Origin of the sequence: Klebsiella sp. CN_Kp066, assembly GCF_040065135.1 — a bacterium.
Classification (GTDB): Bacteria; Pseudomonadota; Gammaproteobacteria; order Enterobacterales; family Enterobacteriaceae; genus Klebsiella; species Klebsiella oxytoca.
In genome coordinates, this window is the sequence record NZ_JBEAIU010000002.1 from 165,752 (window position 1) to 191,726 (window position 25,975).

Consider the following 25,975-nt stretch of genomic DNA (forward strand, 5'->3'; position numbering starts at 1 on the left):
TTTACTTCGACCAAGGGCGCAGAATTATTGACAGACGCTCGTCGCGCTCCAGAGACCGGATGCGCCAGCGGGTTTACGGGCGATATAATCAGCCTGACAGGTTGTTTCCTGCCCCTGACCGTTGCCCCACTGCACAAGCAGAGTTCCTTTTTGCGGTAAACCGCTCAGGAATACTTCCCCACCGTCACCGACAATAGAGGTGTTTCCCTCTGTTTTAAGCAGCGATACCACCGCCCCAAAGGGGATTGGTTTGCCGCCGGGCAGCGTTAACGTCATCAGGACGCGGTGGCCAATGGCCGTTTTATACTCTGCTCTGACGAGTGCCCCGCGGGTGGGGACAACTTTACTGGTCATATAGGTGATATCGGTATCGTCCCGCAGGGTCTTGCTATTCAGGCTAATATCATTGCGGCGGTACGGGGTCAGGTAAGGAACAACCGCATAGCCGCGGCTGTCCGTAGTGATGCCGCTATAGTTATTGATACCGACGCCTTCGGCATCCGGTGCTTTTACCAAGCCAATGGTTTCACCTAAGGGTTGTGACAGGGTGATACCATTTTCATGAACGACGAGCCCGCCGGCGATGCCGTACCCCAATTGCCGGGTATCACGGCTGTGGCTGTAAGAACCATTTACCGTTCCATAGCTTGTCTGCCAGTTGGCATTTGCTCCTACCAGTTGTTCGTTATGGCTGGAGTGAGTGGCGTTGATGCCCCAGTCAAGGCTGCCATCATCAAATGCCGAGCCGTTGAGCCTCAGGTTATGGCTGGTCCCGTTTCCACTCGTCCGGGTTGTGCCATAGGAGGCGTAAGTCTGGGGCAGGAACTTATCCAGAGGCACATTAATTTCAAAAGAGACAACATTATCCTGATCGGCATGGCCATACAGGCCGGTGTTGCGGTTCCAGGAGTAGTTCAAACTGATGCCAATGGCGTTGAAGTTTTTGTAGTACCCCAGGTTCGCCGACAGGCTGTTACGTTTGTTATGCCAGTAATCCTCACTGATCAAGGAGGCATTAAACGCGCCAAAATTGGCGCCAAGATCCTGATTCAACGACAGCTCAGCCCGGTTACGACGGCGGTCAGTAACATATGATGGAATGTTACTATCGCTTCTGTAGGTGCCGAGCGTCTCCTCCAGCGAGCGAAATCCGGAGGTTGAATAGCGATAACCGGCGATGGTGAAGTTTGTTCCCGTTTGCAGGAAATTTTTGCTATAGCGCACCCGTAGCGACTGACCCTGTTGCCTGCCCGTATCCGTCGGCGCTGACACCGAGTGGATGACATCGGCTGAAAAAGCGCCCCATGCGCCGATGTTCTTGCCCACGCCCAGAGCGTAAGACTGGTATTTGCTGCCTGCGTTTTGCACCCCACCGTACAGCGTAAAACCGAGCGGGAGACCATAAATACCGGTTCCCTGCACAAACAGATTTTTTTCCGTTTGCGGATCATAGGCGCGAAACTGACCGCCCGTTACGCTATAACGAAATTTCCCTTCGCGCTGCAGCACAGGCAAAGAGGCATAGGGGATAATCAAATGTTGTTCGCTTCCATCCGCTTCTTTAATCGTGACGTCAAGATCGCCTGCCCCGCCTGTAGAGGCGAGATCCGTTATTTCAAATGCTCCCGGCGCCACTTTGGTTTCATAAACCACGTATCCGTTCTGGCGTATGGTGACAAGGGCATTACTGCGGGCAATCCCCCGCACTACAGGCGCATAGTTGCGTACGCTGGAAGGCAGCATGTCATCATCTGAGGCTAGTTGAACACCGCGGAACGGTACGCTATCGAAGACATCAGAAGGGGCGGAACTGTCACCTAACGTCAGTTGGCTTCGCAAAGAGATAATATTCCGCTGAAGATAGCTGTAGACGTTGTCCCATTTACTTCCACTCTGATTACTATGCTCAAAGGTGGTGTAGTTGCGCAGACGCCACGGCCCGATGTTTATTCCCGGCCGCAGGTTGAGGTACGTACTTTTATAGGTATCAGCACCGTTATACTGGCTCTGATAACTGTTCATGCTGTAATTGAGTAACACGGCAGGAATCCCCTCATCCCAAAGCTCGACGGGCACTTCATCCTGACTGCGTGCCTTTAATGCCGCGTGGGGAATGCTCAGGTTTAGCCGCTGTCGGTTAAACTGAAAGTCAGTAAACGCGTCTGGAATAGCGTCCAGCTTAATGCATTCGCTGTTACTGTCCTGCAGCTCTGGAAACGGGGCGGTATTAATCCCCCACTGGGTGAGTTCCTCCAGGGTAACGCAGGGTTCCAGCTTGCCATCAGCAGTTTTCGAGAACATCACGTCACGGGCCTCGGCGGTCACCATCTCATTATTCACTGAGATATCGACCCGGTATTTTCCCGCAGGCTGACCATTGGCGACTTCAAAGACCGAGAGGTCGGTTGTACGCTCTGAAACACCATCCCGAACCTCAAGCAAGGCAGGATTAAAATACTCATCCGCAAAAGATTTATCAGGAACATTCAGAAGCGTAATGATAATCAAAAGGGATGTATATTTCGCAGTGAAATTTATCTGTCGCAAAATTCCATACCTGTTATACAAAAACATCGGTGAGAATTAATATGTGGCGTGAAACTCTTTGCCACTCGTTCCGTAGTCATTAATTATTTTCCAGTCAACACTATTGCTGGCCGCACCGGATGGAATAGTAATTAACAGCTCTGATTTGGGCGCTACATAGGTTTGTTCAGGGAGCACAGGCTTAAACATCTGACCTCCTACCTTGATCATCCCAAAGTTCATATAAAACGGCGTTGGGTTAGTAACCTGAATCTGATTACCTACTCTTTTCCAGCTAAGCAGGCTGGCGCTTTCTTCCGGTATACTCTTAATTGATGCGGGGCGGTAAATAAATTTCAGCCTTTTTTTAATCGCCAGCTGTAAAGTGTTTTCGCGCATGTCCTCTTTTTTAATTGACGGGATGCTTTTAATATTGAGCCAGAATAAAGATTCGCGATCATCCGGGAGTCGTTCGCCGCTGTAAATAGCGCGTAAGGTATTATCCTGCCCTGGTTCCAGGCGAAACAATGGTGGCGTGATCGTAAATGGAGCTTTAGATTTGTCATGCTCCCCCCGGTCTACCCAGGACTGAATAAGTACCGGAATCCCTTTGTTTGAGTTACTGACAGTAATGGAAGCCTCTTTTTCATTGCCGTTAAAAACCAGACGAGTGCCCCCGACAGAAACAGCTGCAACGCTGCTAGTGCTAACTGAGACTGAAGCCAAAAATAAAGATAAAAAAAGGAACGCTTTCATGAATACTCCACTAACGGGGGCGCTGGCACCCCCGCCATATTACATATTTACATATAAGAGATATTTACCTGGGCTACGGCGTTAGCCTGGCCCGCGGTGACAGCGGCTGAGGTACTGATATAATTAGCCGTAAAGTTGAGCTGCTGCGTAGCGGCAGATGTCAACGCAATACCAGAATCGGCGGAGTTAATATCGATATTGGTGCCGTCAGCCTTTTTGATATTAATCGATACACCGGTTGCGCCACCGCCGGTCAGTGCCAGGTCGCCTGCCGCATCCGCTGCGCCTGAAAAGGTAACCAGCGCGGCAGTCGGACCACCTGATGCCGGACAACCCGTTAAGTTAATGGAAAAAGGAACCGGGAGGGTCGTCGTTCCCACAGTCGGGAATTGCGCGATACCGAATGTGCCGAGCTGAACGTTTACAGTATTATTCGAGGTAGCTACGCTACAGGCTTCCTGAAGAATGGTTCCGCTGAAGTTAACGGTGGCATCTGCAGCCAGTGCCTGAGATGCAGACACAGATAACAGACCAAATGCAAACGCAACTGCTGATAATTTTTTCATACATCATTATCCTTAATATAAGCAACCGAAGTCATTCGGCGCATATTGCTATAAAGTTTCACAGAGCCATATCACATGAATGGCCTTGGGTAACAACATAACGATCCCGTTATTTCTATGCACCTGAAAACGTCTTATTAAGAATGTTTGATCGTTCATAATTTACGCCTGGAAAAATCCCTCTCCTGGCATATAAAAGTTGCAGCATGACTTTTTGCTGCCGGCTAAAAACGGCACAAAGCGTACTTATCAAAATGCTTAATAACATTACCTCTTCATTTATCTGGTTTTTTATTATCGAACCACAGGGGGGGCGGTTGAGGGCGGGCTTTATTACAGGTTAATGTCCTGGGTTTTATGTTGTAATTTTGTTTAAAAATCTCGCTTAATTTAAATAGATATTAACAAGGTGCCTTGCCTTGACTGTTTATTAATATTTCATAATACCTGTTGTTATTATTTTAATAGCGAGGGATGAAATCGATAATGTTATTTATAATCAATCGGTTGTGATGTTCTATTTTGGGGCTTTAAATGTATTTAAGAACCTTTAAGGTTTTTTAAGGGCATTTCATGTGGCAGCACGTGACAGTTTTTAGCATTAAATGAGATGATTTCCTTGAGAAAACTGTATTTTACCTTCACGTCACGGGTTTATCCCTGACACAGGGAAACCAGGATATTACGCTATGGCTTTTTTATGATACGTCACGGGACGCGCGTTTTTGCCATGCACTCACAAATCGTGACCTGATTTTGGCTTTCAGTCATATAAAATTTAAAAGGATCAATGATGAGTAAGATTATAAGGCACGAAATTAATGAAAGCTGGGCAATATCCGGAGTGGTCGAATCCTGTGGTTTGGTCTTTGTGAGTTACTGTATTGGTAACATCGGGAAGCCCATCGAGGAACAGATAAATGGCGCTTTCGATAATTTGAGCGAAAGGCTTAACACTATCGGCCTGACGCTGGAGTCAGTCGTAAAAATTGATGCTCTGTTTCGCGACGTATGGAATATCCCATTAATGGAAAAAGTCATGCGTCAGCGATTCAACGGCCATTATCCCGCCAGAAAATCAATTCAAACCGAGTTTGCCCATGCTGGCGGGGCCACAGGTATGCTCTTTCAGCTTGATGCGATTGCCTGTCGTTAATCGATGTCGCCTCTTCTGTAATTGACAGGGGCGCGCCGTTTCGCTGTTCAACCGGGAAGCCATTGCATCGACCTCCCGGCTTGCTGACCCGCTAAAATAAATCGCTATCACACGAATAGGCATTTTATTCGGATGAACTGATTTTAAACCATCGCTTTTTTTGCCGGGTCGTAAAAAACAAAAGCAATTTTGTTTTTGTCAGGATCGCGAACGTAGGCACTGTAAAAATCAGCGCCGTAGTGCGGACGAAAAGCCGGTGGGCCTTCATCTTCGCCACCATTCTCAATCGCTAATCTATAAAGTTCCTGGATCATTTCAACGGATACCGCATTCAATGCAACCATGACGCCATTACCTCGGGTGGCGGGGAGATTATCAAACGGCATTCCAACGCATAATCCGGTAGTATGATTATCTTTGAACGTTCCCCATGCGGCGCCTTTTTCGCTACGCCCATCGAGAGGATGGCCAAGCACGCGCATCAAAGGCGCATAAAATTTATAGGAAGCTTGAGGGTCATTGGTTCCCAGCATAATATAAGAAAACATAGCATCTCCTTTTTAAAAATAGAGCATAACATAGCTAAGATATAACGAATATTTACCGGGTGTGAATTCAGATATTACATGAAAAATTCCCGGATAAGGTTGGCGATAATGAATAAAGAAGAGGTAAGGATCGTGCTTAACTTATGCTGTGCTGACGCTTCCCCTCAGCGTGGCAGGCTGGAATGATAAATATTTGTTATATCCAGTCAGAAGGGAACCACAGGCTCCCGACAGTAAAAAACAATAGACTTAACGGGGATAAAAAAGATCGACGCCCGGGCGCTATGTTCTTTTGACGCTAAGGATAGCGTTGACCATTAGCGCTAACACGCCGACGGGACTGATAAAAACACCTTCGTTGGGCAATAACTGATTGTAGTTTCAGGGTTTATTCGTTTTAAACCTACATTTTTAATCACGACGTTTCGTAAATTTTTAACCATTAACCGGCTAATACGTTTATGGGCGCGGACGTTTTTGGTGAAGTTTGACAGCCGAAAAGACTCAGCATTAAAAATTAAAACGTCACATATGTTTTTTCAATCATATAATTAGCTATAATGCATGTAATTCCAGCTACACTGATCACCTCCTTACCCTTTTAACCTCTTTTAACATATCAGCCGCGAATAGCATATGTATTGGATCATAAACAAAAATATAGAATTTTGGCCTGAAAATAAGCGGTTAATCTCGTTGAAAAACCCGGCGCTGAGCGTCACATTGACGGCTCCGGCAAGCCACTGTCTTGTTCTTTTACTGGAAGCCTCACCGGAGCTGGTCAGCCAGCAGACTTTTTTTAAAAAAGTTTGGGAAGATGAGGGGATCCTGGTTCCTGCAAATACCTTGTATCAAAACATATCGATTGTCAGGCGCGGACTGCGCGATGTCGGAGAAACGGATAACTCATTAGTCGTGACGGTGCCGCGTAAAGGTTTTCATATCAATGCCAACGTTAACATTGAAAAACGTGAAAAAATATCTTTAGATTCAGTAGGTTCTGCTGATGCATCTCTCGCGGTGCAGGATAGCGTTGCGGGAAAAAAAGCAACCACTGAATCTGTGGCTACCGTGCATACGGCTGATAAGAAAAACGCCCGCTCAAAGGCTGTCACACTCTTGATTATGGCATTGAGTTTACTGGCGGGCTTTTTTTCTCTGCATTACCTCTGGCACTTTAATGATGAAAAGCCCTTTTTTAGCAGCTATACATTAGTTGAAAGCGATCGCGGATGTCATTTTTATACCATAGATGATAATCATGCCAGCATTGATAAATTTAATAGTTATAAGTCATTGATTTTCAAATCCGGACTGGACTGCAAGAAGTATCCCTTTGTTTATTTTTCCATGTCGCAGATGACTCCTGGTTTTATAGTGTTTATTTGCAGGAAAAGTTACACCGCGAAGGCTTCTGCCGGATGTGTTACGCTCTCTTTTCGTGGAATTGTACATGAATAGAATAAAAATTGTGATTGGCTTTTTTATTTCTGGCGCTCTGGCAGGGGGGATCTATAATTTTGTGAACGATAAAATACATCATAAGGAAGAGTGTACGGCATCGCTCGTGGTCTTCAAGGATAATACACAAACTAATTTGACCTTAAATTTCATGTATTCACTTGCTGAAGGTAAGGGTACCGTTGCGGTCAGCGGTAGCTATCTGGATGGCGGGAAACTGCAGGGCCATATCAGAAGAGATGTCATCTATGATATGGTCAAAAATCATGAAACTCACCATTTCCACTCCAGAGAAATAAACCGATACGGTAACATTGACTCCGTGTCGGATGAGTTCCTGGCCAGCATCCTGCCTGACTTTTACGTTTATCCAAATGAAAAAATAAGCTATATTATTTCAAAGCAAAATGAGCATAGCTTTCTGATAAAAATTGGGTCACGACCGCTACTGTATTGTGCTAATTAACGGTACGGATGATGAGTCAGGCTTGCTTATCATCCACAATTATCTGGCATAATCGTCCTTTAAATGGTCTTTTATAATGAGTAAATCAGTTAGCTTCCCTGCGCCAATTTTTCGACAGGCCACATATCTGTAATTGCTGACGATCTTACTGGTGAGCGATAGAGATTCAGCGATAACATGCGTATCTTTACCTTCAAGGCTTTTGTTGAGAATGATTTTTTCAATTTTGCTTAAGCGCTGGTTTTTGGTCGGTTTACACTTAACCCGTCTGATCAGGCAGCGGAGCGCTTTCATTATGACTTCCGGCGGCGCTTTAGCATTTATCACGGTATCTGCATCACAGATGAGTGCATGCTGCGACGAACTCAGAATCAGTAATACTTTGCATCGCTGGTTTAACGAGGAAAGTTTGCTGGCGTTGCATTTGTTTTCTAAACTCAGATGCAGGATAACAATATCTTCATAGTTTAAACGATCGAGTTGCGGGTCGTCACACTGACAGCTTTTGATTTCCATCGCGTTATATTGTCCGACACAGATAATGCCATCTCGAAGATACTGGTTATTGCTGATGATGAAGATAGCCATGATAACTCCCGTAAGCATTTCACTCATGATGTGTCGTATTAAATGACTATATCTGATTGTTCAGAAATTCAAACTTATCTCGTCTTAAATTTTCTTATTTTCTCATGTTAAATGGTAAAACTTAGAGTAAACAAGGAGTTGTATGATTTTCTTGAGGTGTCTGATAAGATATAAATAACATTTAGAAAATTCCTTATTAAATAATAATCGTCTTTTAATGTGCTTGGAATAATCTTAACGTTGATTTGCGTCATTATATCGTGGTTGTGATTGGTGCTTTACTAATCTCATGCGTATTAATCATCTTATCTTTTTACGCAGCGTATAGCACTTGTCACCAGGTGCCATAAATAAATTCACTTGTGGGATGTGGTTTTATGAATGGGGTTATGGAACTAGAATTCTGGATGCGTGTTGCCATTGGTGAAGCTGAAGAGAGTTTGCGTGAGGGGAATAAAGGTTTTGGCGCCGTTATCATCAAGGATGGTGAGATGGTTGCGGCGGCGCATGACTATGAGGAAACAGAGGGAGACGCAACCTCACATGCTGAAATCAACGCGATTAAAATTGCCAGCCAAAAAATTGGCAAAAATTTAAACGGGTGCATACTGATATCCACCAGTGAGCCTTGTCCTATGTGCGCATTTGCCATCGCCTGGTCCGGGATAAGCGAAATAGCTTTTGGTTTTTCTATTCAGGATGCACTTGCTCAAGGGCGGCGGCGGATTGCATTTCAGTGCGTCGAGGCTTTTGATAAGGCGGGCACAGAGGTCATTGTTCATAAAGGTATTCTGCGGCGGGAATGCGCAATTCTCTATCGTGCTGACGTTCGCAGCGAAATTAATCATCTGCGCAACGCAACCGATGAAGACCTTAAGGCGCTGAACGCGGATTCCATTGCCCGGCGTACTGCATGGTTCTGCCAAAATAAAGCCGGGTTGAATATTGGCGATAGCCATTTATTAGACACCGCACACCGCTTACTTATAACGCGATTCCACGCTGCAGAGGTTGAAATGCCCGTGGTGAACAGAACTGAGAAGCAAATTACTTTCCACTCTATGAATTTCTGCCCAACGCTTGAGGCATGCAGAATTCTGCGCCTTGATACCCGGCACGTTTGCAAACTCCTGAATGAAGAGTCCACCGATATGTTAGTGAAAAAGATAGATAGCCGACTTCGCTTCTCTCGAAATTATAATAACCTCAGACCATATTCCTCTTTCTGCGAAGAATCTATTTCTATTGAGGATTGAACGTGTGTTGCCATAAGCGATGTGCCTGATTGTTCCAGGGGCCGTTAACGGACTTTAGCTTCCTGAAAAACAAAGCTATCCGTTAACCATCGGCGATTTAACAGGGCAAAGCAGGCGATCAGCGGCGTAATGTTAAAACTTTTAAAGGAGAAGTCATGAAATTAATCGACTTGCACATGCATTCGGCATATAGCAACGATGCCGATTTCCCGGTCAGCGATCTGCTTACCATGGCTAAAGCGGCGAATCTTGCGGCCCTGGCGATAACCGATCACAACTCGGCGCGATCCGTTGAGGAGTCTATTCGCTATGGCAGAGCAAATAGCGTAAGCGTGATGACCGGGATTGAAATCGACTGCGCGTTTGCGGGCAATAATTATCATCTGCTGGGCTACGGTTTTCGTCGAGACAGCCGGGATTTTGATGCCGTCGAACACAACTTCCATCGTCTGGAAACTGCCGCGACGCCGCTAAAGCTGGAGAAACTGCGGGCGCTGGGGTTCCAGCTTGATGAAGATCGCCTGTATGCCATGGCCGGCGATCGAGTCCCGCAGGAAGAGGAGATGGCAGAACTTATTTTAGAGGATGCGCGCAACCTGAATCATGATCTGCTGCTGCCTTACCGCGCGGGGAATGCGCGCAGCGATATGCCGTTAATTAACTTTTTTTGGGACTTTTTTGGCCGAGGCAAACCCTGCCAGGTGACGGTGGAATTGCCGCCGATGGCGGAGATGGCGGCGCTGATAATCGACAACGGCGGCATTCCGGTCATTGCGCATATCGGCGCTAACGTGAAGGAAAAGCCGCTGGCGGTGATTGAACAGATGTTGCCACTTGGCGTACGCGGCGTGGAAGTGTTCTCCAGCTATCATGATGAGGAGCTATGTCGCGAACTTTATCACTACACGCTGGATAAATCGCTGCTGGCGACCTGCGGCAGTGACTTTCATGGTAAAAACAAACCCAATATTAAGCCTGGCGACTGTAGACCATGGCGTGACGCGCTACCGAAAACCCTGGAAATCCTCGAGCAGGTTGATCTTTATTGACGCTTGAAACCTACCGGCTGTGGGCGAGTTATTAAATAACAAGGACAAAAGATTTTGTGTATAGGTATTATCGGGCAGGAAAAGAGGCACAGGAAGAGGTATCTGCCGTCAGTCAGAGAAAGAGATGGACCACTTTCGTTATGCCTCTAAATAGAGAGTCACAAAATCGCGTATATTTTATGGGGGCGCATAGTTTTGTTGAGAGCCACGTTTCACGGCAATGACTCTCTCCTTCGGATAAATTTAGCTACGGCTTGTAACGCCTCATCCGCTTCAGGTACCTTTCCCACCGATGACTGAAATACATGCCAGAGCCCGTCCCATATCTCAAGCTCAACTTGCATCCCAGCCTTTTTAGCATATCGGGAGAGGCGTAATGCATCATCGCGCAATAACTCCTCGCTTCCCACCTGAATAAATACGGGAGGAAGTCCAGACAAATCACCAAACAGGGGAGAGACAAGAGGATCGCTTCGTTCACTGTCCGAACAGTAGTATTTCACAGTCATTATCAGGTCTTCTATGCAAAGCAGCGGATCGAGATCCTTACACAGCGTTATGCTCTTACCAGAAAGTGTGAAATCTAACATGGGAGACAGCAGAACAGACGAGTCCGGCAAAGGATCTTGATGCTGTTTTAACAGGAGTAAAAGCGACATGACCAGTCCACCACCGCTGGAGTCTCCCGCGAGGATAATGTCCTCTGCTGAATAACCATTAGCAAGCAGCCATAAATAGGCCTGATGACAATTTAATAAGGCCGCAGGAAATCGATTTTCTGGCGCCAGAGGATATTCCAGTACCAGAGTTCGACAACCAGAATATTGTGCGAGACAGGCAGCGAGTTTTCTGTGAGTCAGACACGATCCCTGAGAATTTCCACCGCCGTGGAAATAGAGAATAATCCTGGTATTTATCGAATCGGGATATGAAATCCATTCCGCAGTTATCTCTGTATCGTTAACCGTTTCGATGCATACACCCGCAGGTAGTGTTGCCTTTATGGCTGCAGACTCCCAGACCTGGCGCTGAAGGGAGAGTGGGGTATTCAAAAGAAAATGAATATTTTCATCATGATTTTCAAATAGCTTAGCTTTATAATCTTTTGCTCCGTTACTCAGCATCTTCATTCCTTTTGCTGCTTACGCCAGAAATAATAATTGTCGGTAGTGCTTTTTTTGCATTTTAATAGGCATTAATTTATTTACTCATTCATAAACAATCTGAGAAATACGCCACATTATAAGTTTATTAAAATTCTTCGGCTTTTTTTTATCTTTCCCTACTAACCGACAAATAGCTTATTTTTTCAACGACGCTGGTGATAAGGCTTTTCCCGCAAAACAAGCGGACCTACGCTCAGGCAATTGATGCGAGAGAGCGTGGGGCAGGCAAAATCCCTGGCAATGAATTTTTTCTGGCAGAGAGGGGGAGGGGACTTTGAAGGGAAGCTAGTGCTGGCTCCCCAAAAGCAAAAAACCGCCTTGTGGGCAGGTTCTTTAAATAGTGGTGCCCGGACTCGGACTAACGCCGCAGGCGTTGAACAGCGCGCTTGTCGCGCTGGCCCCGAAGGGGTGAGCCGCGGTGCGGCGAATAATCGAACGAAGTTCGATGGAAGTCCGCTCGCAGAAAAGCAAAAACCCAGCCATAGGCTGGGTTCTCTGAATGGTTGGTGCCCGGACTCGGACTAACGCCGCAGGCGTTGAACAGCGCGCTTGTCGCGCTGGCCCCGAAGGGGTGAGCCGCGGTGCGGCGAATAATCGAACGGAGTTCGATGGAGAGTCCGCTCGCAGAAAAGCAAAAACCCAGCCATAGGCTGGGTTCTTTAAATAGTGGTGCCCGGACTCGGAATCGAACCAAGGACACGGGGATTTTCAATCCCCTGCTCTACCGACTGAGCTATCCGGGCAACGGGGCGCATTAAACCTGATTCGCCGCACCTCGTCAACGAAATTTATCTGTTTCGCAGCAGACTGAACAATCTATCACCACATTGCGTCAAAAGCACGCATCTTCAGGCGAAAAACGCCGTCCAGGCTACCGAAATCGGCATCGCCAGCACCAGGGCCGGCAGCATATTCACCACGGCGAACATTTTAATTCCGCAGATGCGCAAACCGGTGGCAACCAGCAGCATCCCGCCGACAGCGCTGAAATCCGCCATCATCATCGGCGTGGTCAACGGCATAATCAACGATGCGCAGGCCGCCAGCGCCAGCTGGATAGCCAGCATCGGCACGCAAATGGCCGAGACCGCCAGCCCCAGGGTGCAGGCGAAAATGGTGGCGGTAAAGAAGTCGAGAAATGCCTTGGCGATCAAAATGCTGGCGTCACCGGTCATTCCTTCGCGCATCGCGCCGAAAATCCCGGTTCCGCTGGCGCAGAACAGGACGATAATCGCGACGTAGCTTTGAATATACGACTCATGCGCCGAACTCTTTATCTGGCCCTTTTTTGGCGAAAGCAGCTGCTGAAGCTTACTCACCAGCGTATTAATGCCTTTCTCCATATTACATACTTCGCCGAACAGCGCGCCCACCAGCGTTGAAAGCACCATCACCGGCAGGTTGGCGCATTTGATCACCAGTAGAATACCGATGCCCAGCGACGCCAGTCCAAAAATAGAGGTCATTGATGTCCGAATCCGTTCCGGCAATCTTTGACTTAAGAGTGCGCCAAGTACGCCGCCCAGAAGGACCGCACCGGCGTTAATAAATGGCCCTGTAACCAAAGTATGACTCCTGTTAATTATCCCTAACGACTGCATTATTATGGCGCGAAGCTGGCCAAAAGGCTTGCGCATCCGTGGGGTCGCTGCATACGTAATTCATCTTGCACGGTACATTTAAAGGTGACATGATTGCGCGAATTTTCTCCTCCCCTGAATGAGGCCGCCGGGATGACGACATCGCCACTACATCACCAGTGCCGCTGCGTACAGATGCGCAGGCTGCCTCGTCTTGCTACCCTTACTCTGCAACTTCTGCCCGTCATGCGGTGAGCGTAACGCAGGCTCACTGCAGGACAACAGTAAGATCGGACGCGGTCTGCTTTTACTGATGTCTGGCGGTCGGAGCTGGGATCCAGCCAGACCCTGACGGTTCGTTGGCCAGAGCAGAGATGCCCTGGCCTAAGCCTTTTACTCTCCGGAAACGGGTATCCGCGCTCATGAAATCAATGCACATTGCCGCCAGCCGCGAGCTGGTATCCCACCTGTCCACCCACCGTCGCGTGGTGGCCCTGGACAGTACTGATTTTACCGATGTGGCGGCAGTCGTCATTACCGTGGCGGACAGCCGCAGCGGCATCCTTGCGTTGCTGAAACGCACGGGCTTTAACCTGCCGGTCTATCTGTTCAGCGAAGCTGAGCACGAAAAACCAGAAGGCGTGACGGCCATCGTTAGCGGCAAAGAGCAGGAGTGGCTCGAACTGGAAGCCGCCGCCTGCGACTATGAAGAGAACCTGCTGCCGCCGTTCTTCGATACGCTGACTCAGTACGTAGAGATGGATAACAGCACCTTCGCGTGCCCCGGCCATCAGCACGGCGCCTTCTTTAAGAAGCATCCAGCGGGGAGGCAGTTCTTCGACTTCTTTGGTGAGAACGTCTTTCGCGCCGACATGTGCAACGCCGACGTTAAGCTTGGCGATCTGTTGATTCATGAAGGATCGGCCAAACACGCGCAGAAGTTCGCGGCGAAGGTCTTCAACGCCGATAAAACCTATTTTGTCCTTAACGGTACCTCGGCGGCGAACAAAGTGGTGACTAACGCGCTGCTGACCCGCGGCGATCTGGTGCTGTTTGATCGCAATAACCATAAATCCAATCATCATGGGGCGCTGATTCAGGCAGGCGCGACGCCGGTCTATCTCGAAGCATCGCGCAACCCGTTCGGTTTTATCGGCGGGATTGACGAGCGCTGCTTCGATGAAAAATACCTGCGCGATCTGATTCGCGAGACGGCGCCGGAAAAAGCTGATATGCCGCGCCCGTTCCGCCTTGCGGTGATCCAGCTCGGAACCTATGACGGGACGGTATACAACGCCCGCCAGGTGGTCGATAAAATCGGCAGCCTGTGCGACTACATCCTGTTTGACTCGGCCTGGGTCGGCTACGAGCAGTTTATCCCGATGATGGCCGACTGTTCGCCGCTGCTGCTGGACCTGACGCCGGATGACCCGGGCATTTTTGTTACTCAGTCGGTGCATAAACAGCAGGCCGGTTTTTCGCAAACTTCGCAGATCCATAAAAAGGATAACCATCTGCGAGGGCAGGCGCGTTTTTGCCCGCATAAGCGGTTGAATAACGCCTTTATGCTGCATGCCTCGACCAGCCCGTTTTATCCGCTGTTCGCGGCTCTCGATGTGAATGCCAAAATCCATGAAGGGGAAAGCGGGCGCCGCCTGTGGGCCGAATGCGTGGCGCTGGGTATTGAAGCGCGCAAAGCGATTATCGCTAACTGCAAAATGATCCTGCCGTTTATTCCGCCAATGGTCGCGGGACGCCCGTGGCAGGATCACCCCACCGAAACCATCGCCCGCGAGCGGCGCTTCTTTAGCTTTGAACCGGGCGCGCGCTGGCACGGCTTTGAGGGCTATGCCAGCGAACAGTACTTCGTTGACCCCTGTAAGCTGCTGCTGACGACGCCAGGAATCGATGCGCAGAGCGGGGAATATACTGATTTTGGCATCCCGGCGACCATTCTGGCCCACTATCTGCGCGAAAACGGCATCGTGCCGGAGAAGTGCGATCTGAACTCTATTCTGTTTCTGCTGACCCCCGCCGAAAGCGAGGAGAAGCTGGCGCAGCTGGTGGCGATGCTTGCCCAGTTTGAGCAGCATATCGAATCGGATACGCCGCTGGCCGAGGTTCTACCGAGCATCGTTAACAAATACCCGGTGCGCTATCGGGACTACACCATCCGCGAGCTGTGTCAGGAGATGCACAACCTGTACGTTAGCTTTGAGGTGAAGGATCTGCAAAAAGAGATGTTCCGCAAGCAGAGCTTCCCGCGGGCGGTCATGAGCCCGCAGGACGCCAACCGCGAGTTTATTCGCGGTAACGTCGAACTGGTGCGCTTAAGCGAAGCGGAAGGGCGCATTGCGGCGGAGGGCGCGCTACCGTATCCACCGGGCGTGCTGTGCGTCGTGCCTGGCGAAATCTGGGGCGGGGCGGTGCTGCGCTATTTTCTGGCGCTGGAGGAGGGCGTCAATATGCTGCCGGGCTTCTCGCCGGAGCTCCAGGGGGTCTATAGCGAAACGGACTCTGACGGCATTAAGCGTCTGTATGGTTATGTGCTGAAAGCATAAAAAAAACGCCCCGTTGATATCACCGGGGCGCTTTTTTTTATTCGTACATCTCGGGTGAAGCCGTTTATTTAATGTACGACGGTCTGCGCACCGGCTGGTACGCGAACGTGCTTGTATTTAAACAGCGCGACGAAAGCAAACGCCAGAACCAGCGAATAGCCGGCGAAAATCAGCCATACGGTTTGCCAGTCGGTAATCCCTTCGACGGTAAAGTGCTCCACCACTTTGCCGCTCACCATCCCGCCAAGTATGCAGCCGAAACCGTTGGTCATCATCAGGAACATTCCCTGGGCGCTGGCGCGGATTTCCGGGCGAACCTCTTTTTCCACAAACACCGACCCCGAGATATTGAAGAAGTCGAAGGCGCAGCCATAAACGATCATCGACAGTACCAGCAGCACGGTGCCGAACGGAGTCGGGTCGCCGTAAGCGAACAGGCCGAAGCGCAGCATCCACGCCACGATACTAATCAGCATCACGTTCTTGATGCCGTAGCGGCTGAGGAAGAACGGGATGGTCAGAATGAACAGGGTTTCCGAGATCTGCGAAATCGACATCATCACCGAGGCGTGCTGCACGATAAAGCTGCTGGCGAACAGCGGATCTTTATCAAAGCTGTGCAGGAAGGTGTTGCCGAACATATTGGTGATTTGCAGTTCGGCGCCCAGCATCATCGAGAAAATAAAGAAGATCGCCATACGTTTGTTTTTAAACAGCGCGAAGGCATCAAGGCCCAGCATGGCGGTCCAGCTCTGGTTTTTCTGCTGATTGGCCACCGGAATATGCGGCAGCGTCAGAGTGAAGAGCACCAGCAGCAAGGAGAGCGCCGCGCCGATATAGAGCTGCATATGGCTCAGCTCAAAGCCGGAGAAGCTGACGCCCCACATGGCGAGGATAAAACCGATGGTGCCCCAGATACGAATCGGCGGGAAATCGGTCACGATATCCATGTTCGCAGACTGCAGGCGGTAGTAGGAAATGGTGTTAATCAGCCCCAGCGTCGGCATATAGGCCAGCGAGTTAAGCAGGATGACGAGGAACATCTCGCCCGGCGTAGTGACCTGGGCGGCGAGCCACAGCGTCAGCGCGCCGACCAGATGGCAAATGGTGTAAACCCATTTGGCGCTGATCCATTTATCGGCAACGATACCAAGCAGCGTCGGCATAAATACCGCAGCGATACCGAGCGAGCTATAAACCGCTCCGATGGCCGCACCGTCAAACTTCAGGGTAACGAACATATATGAGCCGAGCGTGGTCAGCCAGCTTCCCCAGAGGCAGAACTGCAGGAACGACAGTATTTTGAGCTGCAGCTTAAGATTCATGTTTTGATCCTCACGGATATAGAATTGTTTTGTGTTTTAAATAACATTTGTAGCGTTATTTTGGTTGGATTCTATCATTCATGGGGTGGATACTTTTGTTAACTGCCGCAGAAAATCGCAAAACAGTTGCGCAACTCTATTGTGTATAGCAGAAGGAAGGCGCCCTTGAGGAAACAAGGGCGTTGGCAGAGGATTACTTGCGGCGGTAGCCTTTTTGCGCGGTGTTTACCTTGTAGAGATAACGGCGCGATTCGGCGGACGGGTGACGGCTGGTGATGGTCTGATAAACGTCGCCCGGCGTCATATTATTGATGATATTCGCGGCCTGAATCTTATCGCTGGAGAAGACCCGCAGCACGCTGCCCGCGCCGCCGTTATAGGCGGTAATCACCGCATAGCGACGCGAGGTGGGGTTAGCAATACCGGCCAGATAGACGTTGTTCAGCATGGCCAGATAGGCGGTCCCGGTATCGATATTATTGGCCGGATCGAACAGATAGCTGCGGCTCGGCAGGCCGGATTTCCCCTGCGAGCGGAACACATCCTTCCCGGCACTGTGCTGCACCACCTGCATCAGCCCCAGCGCGTCGGCATGGCTGACTGCATAGGGGTTAAAGGACGATTCGGTTTGCATAATCGCCAGGATCAGCGACTCATCAACGCCATATTTGCGCGACGCCTGACGGACCATGCCAATGTATTTATGCGCACGTTTGTCGAGATGGTTCGGCACCAGGTTGATGGTGATGCTGTAGATCATGCGCGGACCGTTGCTGCGGCTTTTCAGACGCGTTTGCAGCAGGTAGTCCGCAAAGCGTGAGGCGCGCCACTCCCAGCGAATCGACTCACCGGTGTTATCCACGACCTGACCATACAGGAACGGTTCTTTTGAGATCTGAATGTCATCGACGTCGGAATAGAGGTCGATGGAGTTAGGGTCGTCGCCCATCAGCAGGGTTTTAATAATCGCCTGGCGCAGACGCCCGGCCGGGTCAGTGCCGGCGATGGTTTCGACGGTAATCGTCCCGGCGTCAAAGTTGATGTGGCTGCGGGTTTGATACTGGTCGGTATATTTGACGTAGTCCTTCGGCCCGGCGAGCAGAACTTCGTTATAACCCCAAATGTTCTCGATGTTATGGGCGAACTGGCCCATCAGAATATCAAAGCCGTTAGTGTCCTTCACCCACGCCTCGTTATACTCGGCGCCTTTTTTGGTTGAGCTGGAACACGAAACGAGCAAAGGCGCAATCAGCGCTAGCGCTAAGTATTTTTTCATCATTCCGGGAGTGCGTGTTGTGTTTGTTGTGGTAAAGGGCCGTCAGGCCCTTACTGTTTTTCTGGCGGCGTATAGCCTTCGATGTGTACGTCTTTACCTTCAAACAGGAACTGAACCATCTCCTGCTCCAGCAGTTTGCGATGCTCGGGGTTCATCATGCTGAGTTTTTTCTCGTTGATCAGCATCGTCTGTTTGTGCTGCCACTGGGCCCAGGCTTCTTTAGAGATTTCGTTATAGATACGTTTGCCCAGTTCGCCCGGATACAGCTGAAAATCCTGGCCATCGGCTTCACGCTGCAGGAAAGTACAAAAAATCGTTCTGCTCATTCTTAATCCTCTTTAATCGCCAGAAAGCTAAACCGGTGCTCCGGCTTTTAACTGTTGCAACAAGCGCTCCACGGGGGCCGCCAGACCGACGGACGGCGGCTGCGCTAAGTTATACCAGAGTGCGCCCCCTTCATCCATGCATGCGCCGGATGAGTGCACTGTAAGCCACATCGGCACAATATCCAGATGGAAATGGCTGAAAGTGTGGCGAAACGCGGTTAATTGCGTCAGATTATCGGCCTTAATCTGGCGCTGCGCCAGCCACTGCCGCAGCGCATCTTCATCTTCAAACTGCGGGAAGCAGAACAATCCGCCCCATAAACCCACCGGCGGGCGCTGGCAGAGAAATACCTCATCGCCGTGCTGCATCAGCAGGAAATAGCCGGTACGTTCCGGGATCGTCTGTTTCGGTTTTTTGCCTGGATATTGAGCCCATGAATGACTGGCGTAGGCCACGCAGCCGTTATTCAGCGGACAGAGCTCGCATTTGGGCTTAGAGCGGGTACACACCATCGCCCCGAGGTCCATCATGGCCTGGTTAAAACGCTCAACCCCTTTTGCTGGCGTCACGTCCTCACTAATATCCCACAGGCGTTTCTCAACCTCTTTTTTCCCCGGCCAACCGCTGACAGCATAGCAGCGCGCGAGCACGCGCTTCACGTTGCCGTCGAGAATCGGATAATGCTGACCGAGAGAAAGGGATAAAATCGCCCCGGCGGTGGAACGACCCACGCCCGGCAGCGCGGCGACTTCATCAAAAGTTTGCGGGAAGTTTCCGCCGTGCAGGGTGGCCACCTGCTGCGCCGCTTTATGCAGATTGCGCGCGCGGGCGTAATAGCCCAGCCCGGTCCACAGATGGAGGACTTCATCGAGTGGCGCATTGGCCAGATCGGTAATTGTTGGGAAACGCGCCATAAAGCGCTCAAAATAGGGGATGACCGTCGCCACCTGCGTTTGTTGCAACATCACCTCGGAGAGCCATACTTTGTAGGGCGTCTTGCCGATTTGCCAGGGCAGGGTTTTACGTCCGTATTTGTCGTACCAGTCCAGTACCTGGGCTGAAAATTGCGCGGCGAGAAAAGTCAAAGCTACGGCTCCGGGATAGCGATTATAAGGTGGCAGATTGCAGCACAAGGGCGAGAGGCTGTAAACCCTTGCATCCGCCGGGTAACTTTGGATAATGCCCGTTTTCCGAACACTCTCACAAGCAGACTTAACTTTTATGAAAAACGACGTCATATCTCCGGAATTCGATGAAAACGGCCGTCCGCTGCGCCGTATTCGCAGCTTCGTCCGTCGTCAGGGCCGCCTGACTAAAGGTCAGCAGCACGCGCTGGACACCATTTGGCCGGTGATGGGCGTTGAATTTAACGATGCGCCGCTCGATTTTGCCGCGCTGTTTGGCCGTGAAGCGCCCATCACGCTGGAGATTGGTTTTGGTATGGGCGCTTCGCTGGTGGCGATGGCGAAAGAGAAGCCGCAGCAGAATTTCCTCGGCATTGAAGTGCACTCTCCTGGCGTCGGCGCCTGTCTGGCGTCTGCTGAAGAAGAGGGCGTGCAAAATCTGCGCGTTATGTGCCACGATGCGGTAGAAGTGCTGCACGCGATGATCCCCGATAACTCCCTGAGCATGGTGCAGCTGTTTTTCCCTGACCCGTGGCACAAAGCGCGTCATAATAAGCGCCGGATCGTTCAGCCGCCTTTTGCCGAACTGGTGAAAAGTAAACTGAAGCTGGGCGGCGTTTTCCATATGGCGACCGACTGGGAGCCCTATGCCGAGCATATGCTGGAAGTGATGTCCTCGCTTGAAGGATATCGCAACCGGTCAGAAAGCAACGACTATGTGCCGCGCCCGGAATCGCGCCCGGTAACCAAATTTGAACAGCGTGGCCATCGTCTTGGCCACGGCGTATGGGACTTAATGTTCGAGAGGGTGAAATAATGGCAACGAATCGTAGCCGTCGTCTGCGTAAAAAAATGCATATCGACGAATTTCAGGAAGTGGGTTTTTCCGTCGCGTGGCGTTTTGCGGAAGGAACCAGCGAAGAGCAGATCGACCAGACCGTTAACGATCTGATTGATGAGGTGATTGAGCCTAATAAGCTGGCCTTTGACGGCAGCGGCTATCTCTCCTGGGAAGGCCTGATCTGCCTGCAGGAAATCGGTAAATGCACCGAGGAGCACCAGGCCATTGTGCGTAAATGGCTGGAAGACCGCGGGCTGGCCGATGTACGCACCAGCGAACTTTTTGATATCTGGTGGGACTAAGTTTGACAAGGGTCGGCAACTGCCGGCCCGTTTTGTCTGAAGGGAGTTAAATGATGCGCAAAACGCTGTTAGCTGTGGCGCTTTCCGTCACCGCTTTGTCCGCGCATGCGGACTACCAGTGTAGCGTCACGCCGCGTGACGATGTCATCCTCAGCCCGCAGCAGGTGCAGGTGAAAGGCGAAAATGGCGATCTGGTGATTAAGCCGGACGGCAGCCTGAGCTTTAACGGGAAAGCGTATTCTCTGAGCGCCGCTCAGCGCGAACAGGCTCAGGACTATCAGGCCAGCCTGCGCAGCAGTCTGCCGTGGATTGATGAAGGCGCACGCTCGCGGGTAGAAAAAGGCCGCGCCGCGCTGGATAAAATTATTACCGAACAGGTAGGGGCCAGCAGCAGCATGCATAGCCGCCTGACCAAGCTTGATGCGCAGCTGAAAGCGCAAATGAGCCGCATAATTGAACATCGTAACGATGGCCTGACGTTCCACTATAAAGCTATCGATCAGGTGCGCGCCGACGGCCAGCAGCTGGTAAACCAGGCGATGGGCGGCATCCTGCAGGACAGCATCAATGAGATGGGCGCGAAGGCGGTTCTCAAAGGCGGCGGTAACCCGCTGCAGGGGATCCTCGGCAGCCTTGGCGGCCTGCAAACCGCCATTCAGGATGAATGGAAAAATCAGGAAGCCGATTTCCAGCAGTTTGGTAAGGATGTCTGCAGCCGCGTGGTTTCCCTTGAGGATAGCCGCAAAGCGCTGGTGGGGTCCTTAAAGTAAGCTTTATTCCGCTACCTGCGTCCGCAGGTAGCAAAATCAGATTTCATTTATCCTGCCTGCGGTGGCGAACTCCTTATGATGTCTGCTGTATTCATAAAAGGAATTTGCTGATGAAATATGCATGGAAAACGCTCACCGTCCTGATGATCGCTTCCCCTTGTCACGTGCTGGCGGATGCCAACACGCCAACAGACGACGTGGTAAAACAGCAGTTTGCTGAACAGACTGGCGGGATTATGCGCTTGCAAAACGTGACGCTGAAGCAGCTCGACGCCAGGGGAAATCAGGCGACCTATATGCTGGAAGGCGATATGGCCGCCGCGGAAGATCTCTATATTCGCGTCGGCGTCGCGGGAGATTACTTTTTTTATGAGCGAGTCTGGACCAGGGGGCGGCCGGTAAAGTTCTCCGCCATGATGACCGCGGTAGGGACCAAAGACTCCGGCTGGCAGACCGAATTCTTTTCGCTGCAGATGGCGGCGAAGAGGGGCGGGAGAACCTTTAAGGAAATCGGAGGGGATGAAAGTAAAACCCTGATCGTCAATGACCACAAATTTATGGCGCAATTTGCCAAAATTGACGCCATCTTTGCCGCCAGCAAAGCCACGATGAAGACGCTGCAAGGGCAACAGGATGCGCTGAAAACCGAGATCGCCGCGTTAGAGGAGCGGATTAACCGTTCATGGGGTACGGATGCGAACGGCAAGCCGCTCGATCGCAGCGACGTGCAGCAGGCGATGCTGGAAAAAATGTATGAAGTAGACCGGCAAAACGATCCGCTGAAGTTCGAGAATCATTACTACAAAACTCTCTATGAACCCGCACTGGCCGCCTGTCAGAAAAAAGCGGTTTGCGATGCCGCGCCGCTGCGCGCCGAGCGCGATGCCGTGCTGAATGAGCAGAAGCGTAACTATTATCGCCAGCATAAAGAGATGAGTGAAAATATCAAAGCGGAGATGGCCGCGCGCGATAAAAAGATAGCGCCGCTGCAGAAGCAAAAAGGCGAACTGAACGCGCAGCTGATGGCGCTGGAGATCCGCTACCGGGAGTTGGCTCGCGACGAAAAATACTGGCAGGAGGGGCTGGAGAAGATGCGCCGCAACGGGGTTCTAAAGTAGCCGGGTCAGGTTCGGAATAGCCCGGCTGCGCCTGGCGCGTATGAGCTTGTCGGATGACAGAATATTTTGCTATTGAAGCTTTTGTCGGCCGGGCACGGCGCTAGAGCCGTCGCCCGGCAGAAGCGTTAGCTCAAGGTCTAACGCCCATTCTTCCTCAGGAATGCGTCCCCTCCTTTCCAGGGCAATAACGCTACATCAGCCCCAGCAGCTGCGGAATAAACAGCGAAATCTGCGGGATATAGACAATCATCATCAGCGCGATCAGCAGGGCGGCGTAGAACGGCAGCAGCGGTTTGATCAACTGCTGAATTTTGACGCCAGAAATAGAACAGCCAACGAACAACGCGCTGCCAACTGGTGGGGTGAGCAGCCCGATACACAGATTGGCGACCATCATAATACCGAAGTGCACCGGATCCATCCCCAGGTCCTGCGCGATTGGCAGGAATATTGGAGTGAAAATCAGCACCGCTGGGGTCATATCCATAAAGATCCCGACGATTAACAGCACGATATTTATCAGCAGCAGAATCACCACCGGGTTTTCAGAAACGCCCATTAGCGCGTCGCTTATCATGTAGGGAATGTCGGCGTTGGTCATCGCCCACGACATGCCCACGGAAAAGCCAATCAGCAGCAGCACAATAGAGGTCATGACTACCGATTCCAGAATCAGCTTCGGCAGATCGCGCCACTTCACTTCCCGATATATCAGTACCGACAGGATAAAGGTGTAGACCACGGCGATGGCAGAGGCTTCCGTCGCGGTAAAAATGCCGCCAAGGATCCCGCCCATCACAATGATGACCAGCAGCAGGCTGGGCAGAGCATCGAAAAACGCTTTTGCCGCCTGGGCGCAGGTCGGACGCTCGGAAACCGGATAGCCGCGACGTTTAGCAATGACGGCACAGACCACCATAATAGCCAGGCCCATCAGGATGCCCGGCAAATAGCCGGCCATAAACAGCGAGGCCACCGAGACGCCGCCTGCGGTCAGGGAAAAGACGATCAGTACGTTTGACGGCGGAATAAGCAGACCCGTGATGCAGGATGAGACGTTCACCGCCGTAGAGAAGGCCGGATCGTAGCCTTTCTGCGTCTGTATGGGGTTGAGCGTGCCGCCGACCGCGGCGGCGGCGGCGACCGCTGAGCCTGAAATCGAGCCGAACATCATATTGGCCAGCACGTTGACGTGGCCCAGAGAGCCCGGCACGCGTCCGACCATCACCTGGGCCAGATTGATTAAACGTATGGCAATCCCGCCGCTGTTCATCAGGGTTCCCGCAAAGATAAAGAATGGAATCGCCAGCAGCGCGAAGTTATCGAGGCCGTTTGCCAGGCGCTGAGAAACGGTAATCACTGCGATATCCCAGGGGAACATCAGCAGCATCGAACCGACGGTAGCGATGCCAATGGAGAAGGAGATAGGTACGCCAATAAAAACCAGAATAAAGAAAGAGCCAAATAGCATCAGTGCGATATAGCTGTCCATCAATTTGCCCCCGCTGCAGAGTGCTTCATGTTTTTCAGTCCGGTGCTGATAAAACACAACGCGTAGAACATCATAATGATCCCGGTTAGCGGCAGGATCAGATACACGTAGCCCATGGGGATTTGCATCGCCGCTGAGACCTGGGACGTCGATAGCGTTTTCTCAATCAGCTTCACGCCGCCGGTCACAATTACTGAACCAGCAAAAATAAAGATCAGCAGATTAATAATGACGCTGAGAAGCGCCTGCCTGCGAGGAGGGAGCGTCATCGCCAGTAAATCGATAGCCAGATGACGCTGGGCGCCGACGGTATATGCCGCACCCAGCAGCCCGACCCAAATCATTAAAAAGCGCGCCAGTTCGTCGGTCAGGGTGCTTGGCTGGTTTAGCACGTAGCGGCTAAATACCTGCCAGACGACGCAGACCACCAGCGCAATCATAACGGCGACGGAGAATGCGGCGATCGTGCGGTCCACCGCCAGCTTTATGCGGTTAAGTATCATCTTTGAGTTCCCGGTGAAAGGGGCCAGCGGCTGGCCCGCTAAGTGTTATTCAGCAGCAGCTTCAAATTTGGCCAGCAGAGCCGCCTGCTTCGGATCTTTTTTGAAGTCATCAAAGAGCGGTTGAACGGCGGCGCGGAACGGTGCTTTATCAACTTTGATAATTTCGCCGCCCATGGCTTTGGCCTGCGCGCGGGTGTCGGCGTCAATTTTGTCCCACAGTTTTTGCTGATAGGCCCTTGAGGCTTTCGCCGCCTCGTTCAGGATTTGCTGCTGCTCCGGCGTCAGCTTGTCCCAGGTTTTGCTGGAGATAACGAGGAAGTCCGGGATGGAGGCATGTTCATCTTCTGAGAAAACCTTAGCGATTTCGATATGGCGCGTTTGCACCCAGGAAGGTACGTTATTTTCCGCGCCGTCCACTACGCCCTGCTGCATCGCGGTATAGACTTCACCAAACGAAATTGGCGTTGGCGAACCGCCCATTAATTCGATCATTTTCAACGTTGTCGGACTGGCCTGGACGCGGATTTTCAGCCCTTTTAAATCTTCCGGTTTAGTAATGGGTTTTTTAGCATAAAAACTTCGGGTCCCGGCAACATAAGCGGAAAGGGCAAAGAATCCTTTATCTTTCGTGGACTCCATTATTTCTTTACCCACTTCACCGAAGACGACTTTATTGAAGTGATTCTGATCCTTGAACAGGAACGGTAAATTATATATCGCGTAGACGTTATCAAATGACTCCAGGTCGCTGGCGGAACCTTTCGTCATATCCAGTGCGCCGTTTTGTAATAACTCCATCGTTTCACGCGCGCTGCCCATCTGGCTACTGGGGTAAATGCGGATTTTCATATTGCCGTTGGAAAGTTGGTTAACCTCTTTCGCCATCTGCTCAAACGCCTGATGAACAACGTGGCTGCGTTCAAGGTTATGTGCCAGTTTTAACGTAACTTTTTCAGCTGCGCTGGCGCCCGCTGAGAGCAGGGCAAGCAAAGAAACACACACCAGAGAACGAGAAAACGAGAGTTTTTTCATGAGTCGGCTCCATGCACTTAGGTTAATTGGTCAATATCTAAAGAGTCATTCTTTGTTTCTGTATGACATATTATCCTGGTTGTCGTACATCTTTAAGCTGTCTGACTCACACTTTTTCCCAATGAGACGATGAAATGCGTATTTTTGTGCGTTAGGTTATATTTATTTTCTATAAATGAATGTGAA

Annotated in this window: 24 protein-coding genes and 1 tRNA gene; 10 read left to right on the forward strand and 15 right to left on the reverse strand. The window is 50.8% G+C overall.

Annotated elements, in window-relative coordinates:
• Positions 1 to 24: 24 nt before the first annotated feature.
• The 3 genes from ABLV75_RS01780 to ABLV75_RS01790 are packed head-to-tail and all read right to left on the reverse strand — an operon-like array spanning position 25 to position 3,848.
• Positions 25 to 2,547, reverse strand: a complete 2,523-nt coding sequence (locus tag ABLV75_RS01780) for a fimbria/pilus outer membrane usher protein (RefSeq protein ID WP_004105773.1) — start codon at positions 2,545 to 2,547, stop codon at positions 25 to 27.
• 36 nt (positions 2,548 to 2,583) lie between these two features.
• Positions 2,584 to 3,282 carry a molecular chaperone gene (locus ABLV75_RS01785; protein WP_004105771.1) on the reverse strand — a complete coding sequence of 233 codons (699 nt, stop codon included), beginning with the start codon at positions 3,280 to 3,282 and terminating at the stop codon, positions 2,584 to 2,586.
• Between the two features lie 47 nt (positions 3,283 to 3,329).
• The gene (locus ABLV75_RS01790) at positions 3,330 to 3,848 is read right to left on the reverse strand and encodes a fimbrial protein (protein ID WP_004105769.1); all 519 of its coding nucleotides are present in this window, start codon (positions 3,846 to 3,848) and stop codon (positions 3,330 to 3,332) included.
• A 790-nt stretch (positions 3,849 to 4,638) separates the two neighbouring features.
• Here ABLV75_RS01790 and ABLV75_RS01795 point away from each other — a divergent pair.
• Positions 4,639 to 5,004, forward strand: a complete 366-nt coding sequence (locus ABLV75_RS01795) for a RidA family protein (protein WP_224226463.1) — start codon at positions 4,639 to 4,641, stop codon at positions 5,002 to 5,004.
• 143 nt (positions 5,005 to 5,147) lie between these two features.
• Here ABLV75_RS01795 and ABLV75_RS01800 read toward each other — a convergent pair whose 3' ends face one another.
• Positions 5,148 to 5,552 carry a VOC family protein gene (locus ABLV75_RS01800; protein ID WP_004105765.1) on the reverse strand — a complete coding sequence of 135 codons (405 nt, stop codon included), beginning with the start codon at positions 5,550 to 5,552 and terminating at the stop codon, positions 5,148 to 5,150.
• 636 nt (positions 5,553 to 6,188) lie between these two features.
• On the opposite strand from ABLV75_RS01800, the gene ABLV75_RS01805 reads away from it, so the two are divergent.
• Together ABLV75_RS01805 and ABLV75_RS01810 are read left to right on the forward strand one after the other, a co-directional pair.
• The gene (locus tag ABLV75_RS01805) at positions 6,189 to 7,013 is read left to right on the forward strand and encodes a transcriptional regulator (protein ID WP_004105763.1); all 825 of its coding nucleotides are present in this window, start codon (positions 6,189 to 6,191) and stop codon (positions 7,011 to 7,013) included.
• Complete coding sequence (locus ABLV75_RS01810) at positions 7,006 to 7,479, forward strand: hypothetical protein (RefSeq protein ID WP_004105761.1); 474 nt, start codon at positions 7,006 to 7,008, stop codon at positions 7,477 to 7,479. Before ABLV75_RS01805 ends, ABLV75_RS01810 begins: the two co-directional genes overlap by 8 nt.
• Before the next feature lie 39 nt (positions 7,480 to 7,518).
• Here ABLV75_RS01810 and ABLV75_RS01815 read toward each other — a convergent pair whose 3' ends face one another.
• A complete protein-coding gene (locus ABLV75_RS01815) occupies positions 7,519 to 8,067 on the reverse strand; it encodes a LuxR C-terminal-related transcriptional regulator (protein ID WP_004105759.1) in 549 nt (182 codons plus the stop codon).
• 389 nt (positions 8,068 to 8,456) lie between these two features.
• Here ABLV75_RS01815 and ABLV75_RS01820 point away from each other — a divergent pair, with 389 nt between their 5' ends.
• Positions 8,457 to 9,323: a nucleoside deaminase gene (locus ABLV75_RS01820; RefSeq protein WP_224238655.1), complete on the forward strand. Its 867-nt coding sequence runs from the start codon at positions 8,457 to 8,459 to the stop codon at positions 9,321 to 9,323.
• Positions 9,324 to 9,478: 155 nt separating this feature from the next.
• A complete protein-coding gene (locus ABLV75_RS01825) occupies positions 9,479 to 10,372 on the forward strand; it encodes a PHP domain-containing protein (RefSeq protein WP_004105755.1) in 894 nt (297 codons plus the stop codon).
• A 212-nt stretch (positions 10,373 to 10,584) separates the two neighbouring features.
• Here the strand turns inward: ABLV75_RS01825 and ABLV75_RS01830 are convergent, their stop codons facing one another.
• The 3 genes from ABLV75_RS01830 to ABLV75_RS01840 all read right to left on the reverse strand — a co-directional run bounded on the left by ABLV75_RS01830 (position 10,585) and on the right by ABLV75_RS01840 (position 13,103).
• Positions 10,585 to 11,496 (reverse strand): alpha/beta hydrolase, encoded by a 912-nt coding sequence (locus tag ABLV75_RS01830; protein WP_004105750.1) that lies wholly within the window; start codon positions 11,494 to 11,496, stop codon positions 10,585 to 10,587.
• Between the two features lie 709 nt (positions 11,497 to 12,205).
• A tRNA-Phe gene (locus ABLV75_RS01835) sits at positions 12,206 to 12,281 on the reverse strand.
• A 105-nt stretch (positions 12,282 to 12,386) separates the two neighbouring features.
• The gene (locus tag ABLV75_RS01840; RefSeq protein ID WP_004105748.1) at positions 12,387 to 13,103 is read right to left on the reverse strand and encodes a DUF554 domain-containing protein; all 717 of its coding nucleotides are present in this window, start codon (positions 13,101 to 13,103) and stop codon (positions 12,387 to 12,389) included.
• Between the two features lie 437 nt (positions 13,104 to 13,540).
• Here ABLV75_RS01840 and ABLV75_RS01845 point away from each other — a divergent pair, with 437 nt between their 5' ends.
• The gene (locus ABLV75_RS01845) at positions 13,541 to 15,679 is read left to right on the forward strand and encodes an ornithine decarboxylase (protein ID WP_032704758.1); all 2,139 of its coding nucleotides are present in this window, start codon (positions 13,541 to 13,543) and stop codon (positions 15,677 to 15,679) included.
• A gap of 68 nt (positions 15,680 to 15,747) precedes the next feature.
• On the opposite strand, the gene ABLV75_RS01850 is transcribed toward ABLV75_RS01845, so the two are convergent.
• The 4 genes from ABLV75_RS01850 to mutY form a co-directional block, all read right to left on the reverse strand.
• Positions 15,748 to 17,004: a nucleoside permease gene (locus ABLV75_RS01850; protein ID WP_004105746.1), complete on the reverse strand. Its 1,257-nt coding sequence runs from the start codon at positions 17,002 to 17,004 to the stop codon at positions 15,748 to 15,750.
• Between the two features lie 193 nt (positions 17,005 to 17,197).
• The gene (mltC, locus tag ABLV75_RS01855; RefSeq protein WP_004105745.1) at positions 17,198 to 18,283 is read right to left on the reverse strand and encodes a membrane-bound lytic murein transglycosylase MltC; all 1,086 of its coding nucleotides are present in this window, start codon (positions 18,281 to 18,283) and stop codon (positions 17,198 to 17,200) included.
• Positions 18,284 to 18,330: 47 nt separating this feature from the next.
• Positions 18,331 to 18,606, reverse strand: coding sequence for an oxidative damage protection protein (locus tag ABLV75_RS01860; protein WP_004105744.1), 276 nt, complete (start codon positions 18,604 to 18,606; stop codon positions 18,331 to 18,333).
• Positions 18,607 to 18,633: 27 nt separating this feature from the next.
• Positions 18,634 to 19,692, reverse strand: a complete 1,059-nt coding sequence (gene mutY / locus ABLV75_RS01865; protein WP_004105734.1) for an A/G-specific adenine glycosylase — start codon at positions 19,690 to 19,692, stop codon at positions 18,634 to 18,636.
• Between the two features lie 136 nt (positions 19,693 to 19,828).
• Between mutY and trmB the strand changes: the two genes are divergently transcribed.
• From trmB to ABLV75_RS01885, 4 genes are all read left to right on the forward strand, one after another.
• Positions 19,829 to 20,548 (forward strand): tRNA (guanosine(46)-N7)-methyltransferase TrmB, encoded by a 720-nt coding sequence (gene trmB, locus ABLV75_RS01870; RefSeq protein WP_004115399.1) that lies wholly within the window; start codon positions 19,829 to 19,831, stop codon positions 20,546 to 20,548.
• Positions 20,548 to 20,874: a YggL family protein gene (locus ABLV75_RS01875; RefSeq protein WP_004105731.1), complete on the forward strand. Its 327-nt coding sequence runs from the start codon at positions 20,548 to 20,550 to the stop codon at positions 20,872 to 20,874. The genes trmB and ABLV75_RS01875 overlap by 1 nt, the downstream gene beginning before the upstream one ends.
• 50 nt (positions 20,875 to 20,924) lie before the next feature.
• Positions 20,925 to 21,644: a DUF2884 domain-containing protein gene (locus tag ABLV75_RS01880; RefSeq protein ID WP_032704756.1), complete on the forward strand. Its 720-nt coding sequence runs from the start codon at positions 20,925 to 20,927 to the stop codon at positions 21,642 to 21,644.
• A 110-nt stretch (positions 21,645 to 21,754) separates the two neighbouring features.
• The gene (locus ABLV75_RS01885) at positions 21,755 to 22,762 is read left to right on the forward strand and encodes a DUF1202 family protein (protein WP_004105727.1); all 1,008 of its coding nucleotides are present in this window, start codon (positions 21,755 to 21,757) and stop codon (positions 22,760 to 22,762) included.
• A gap of 190 nt (positions 22,763 to 22,952) precedes the next feature.
• On the opposite strand, the gene ABLV75_RS01890 is transcribed toward ABLV75_RS01885, so the two are convergent.
• The 3 genes from ABLV75_RS01890 to ABLV75_RS01900 are packed head-to-tail and all read right to left on the reverse strand — an operon-like array spanning position 22,953 to position 25,789.
• Positions 22,953 to 24,254: a TRAP transporter large permease subunit gene (locus ABLV75_RS01890; RefSeq protein WP_004105725.1), complete on the reverse strand. Its 1,302-nt coding sequence runs from the start codon at positions 24,252 to 24,254 to the stop codon at positions 22,953 to 22,955.
• Positions 24,254 to 24,757 carry a TRAP transporter small permease gene (locus ABLV75_RS01895; RefSeq protein WP_004105723.1) on the reverse strand — a complete coding sequence of 168 codons (504 nt, stop codon included), beginning with the start codon at positions 24,755 to 24,757 and terminating at the stop codon, positions 24,254 to 24,256. Before ABLV75_RS01895 ends, ABLV75_RS01890 begins: the two co-directional genes overlap by 1 nt.
• Positions 24,758 to 24,802: 45 nt before the next feature.
• Positions 24,803 to 25,789 carry a TRAP transporter substrate-binding protein gene (locus tag ABLV75_RS01900; protein ID WP_004105722.1) on the reverse strand — a complete coding sequence of 329 codons (987 nt, stop codon included), beginning with the start codon at positions 25,787 to 25,789 and terminating at the stop codon, positions 24,803 to 24,805.
• Positions 25,790 to 25,975: the final 186 nt, after the last annotated feature.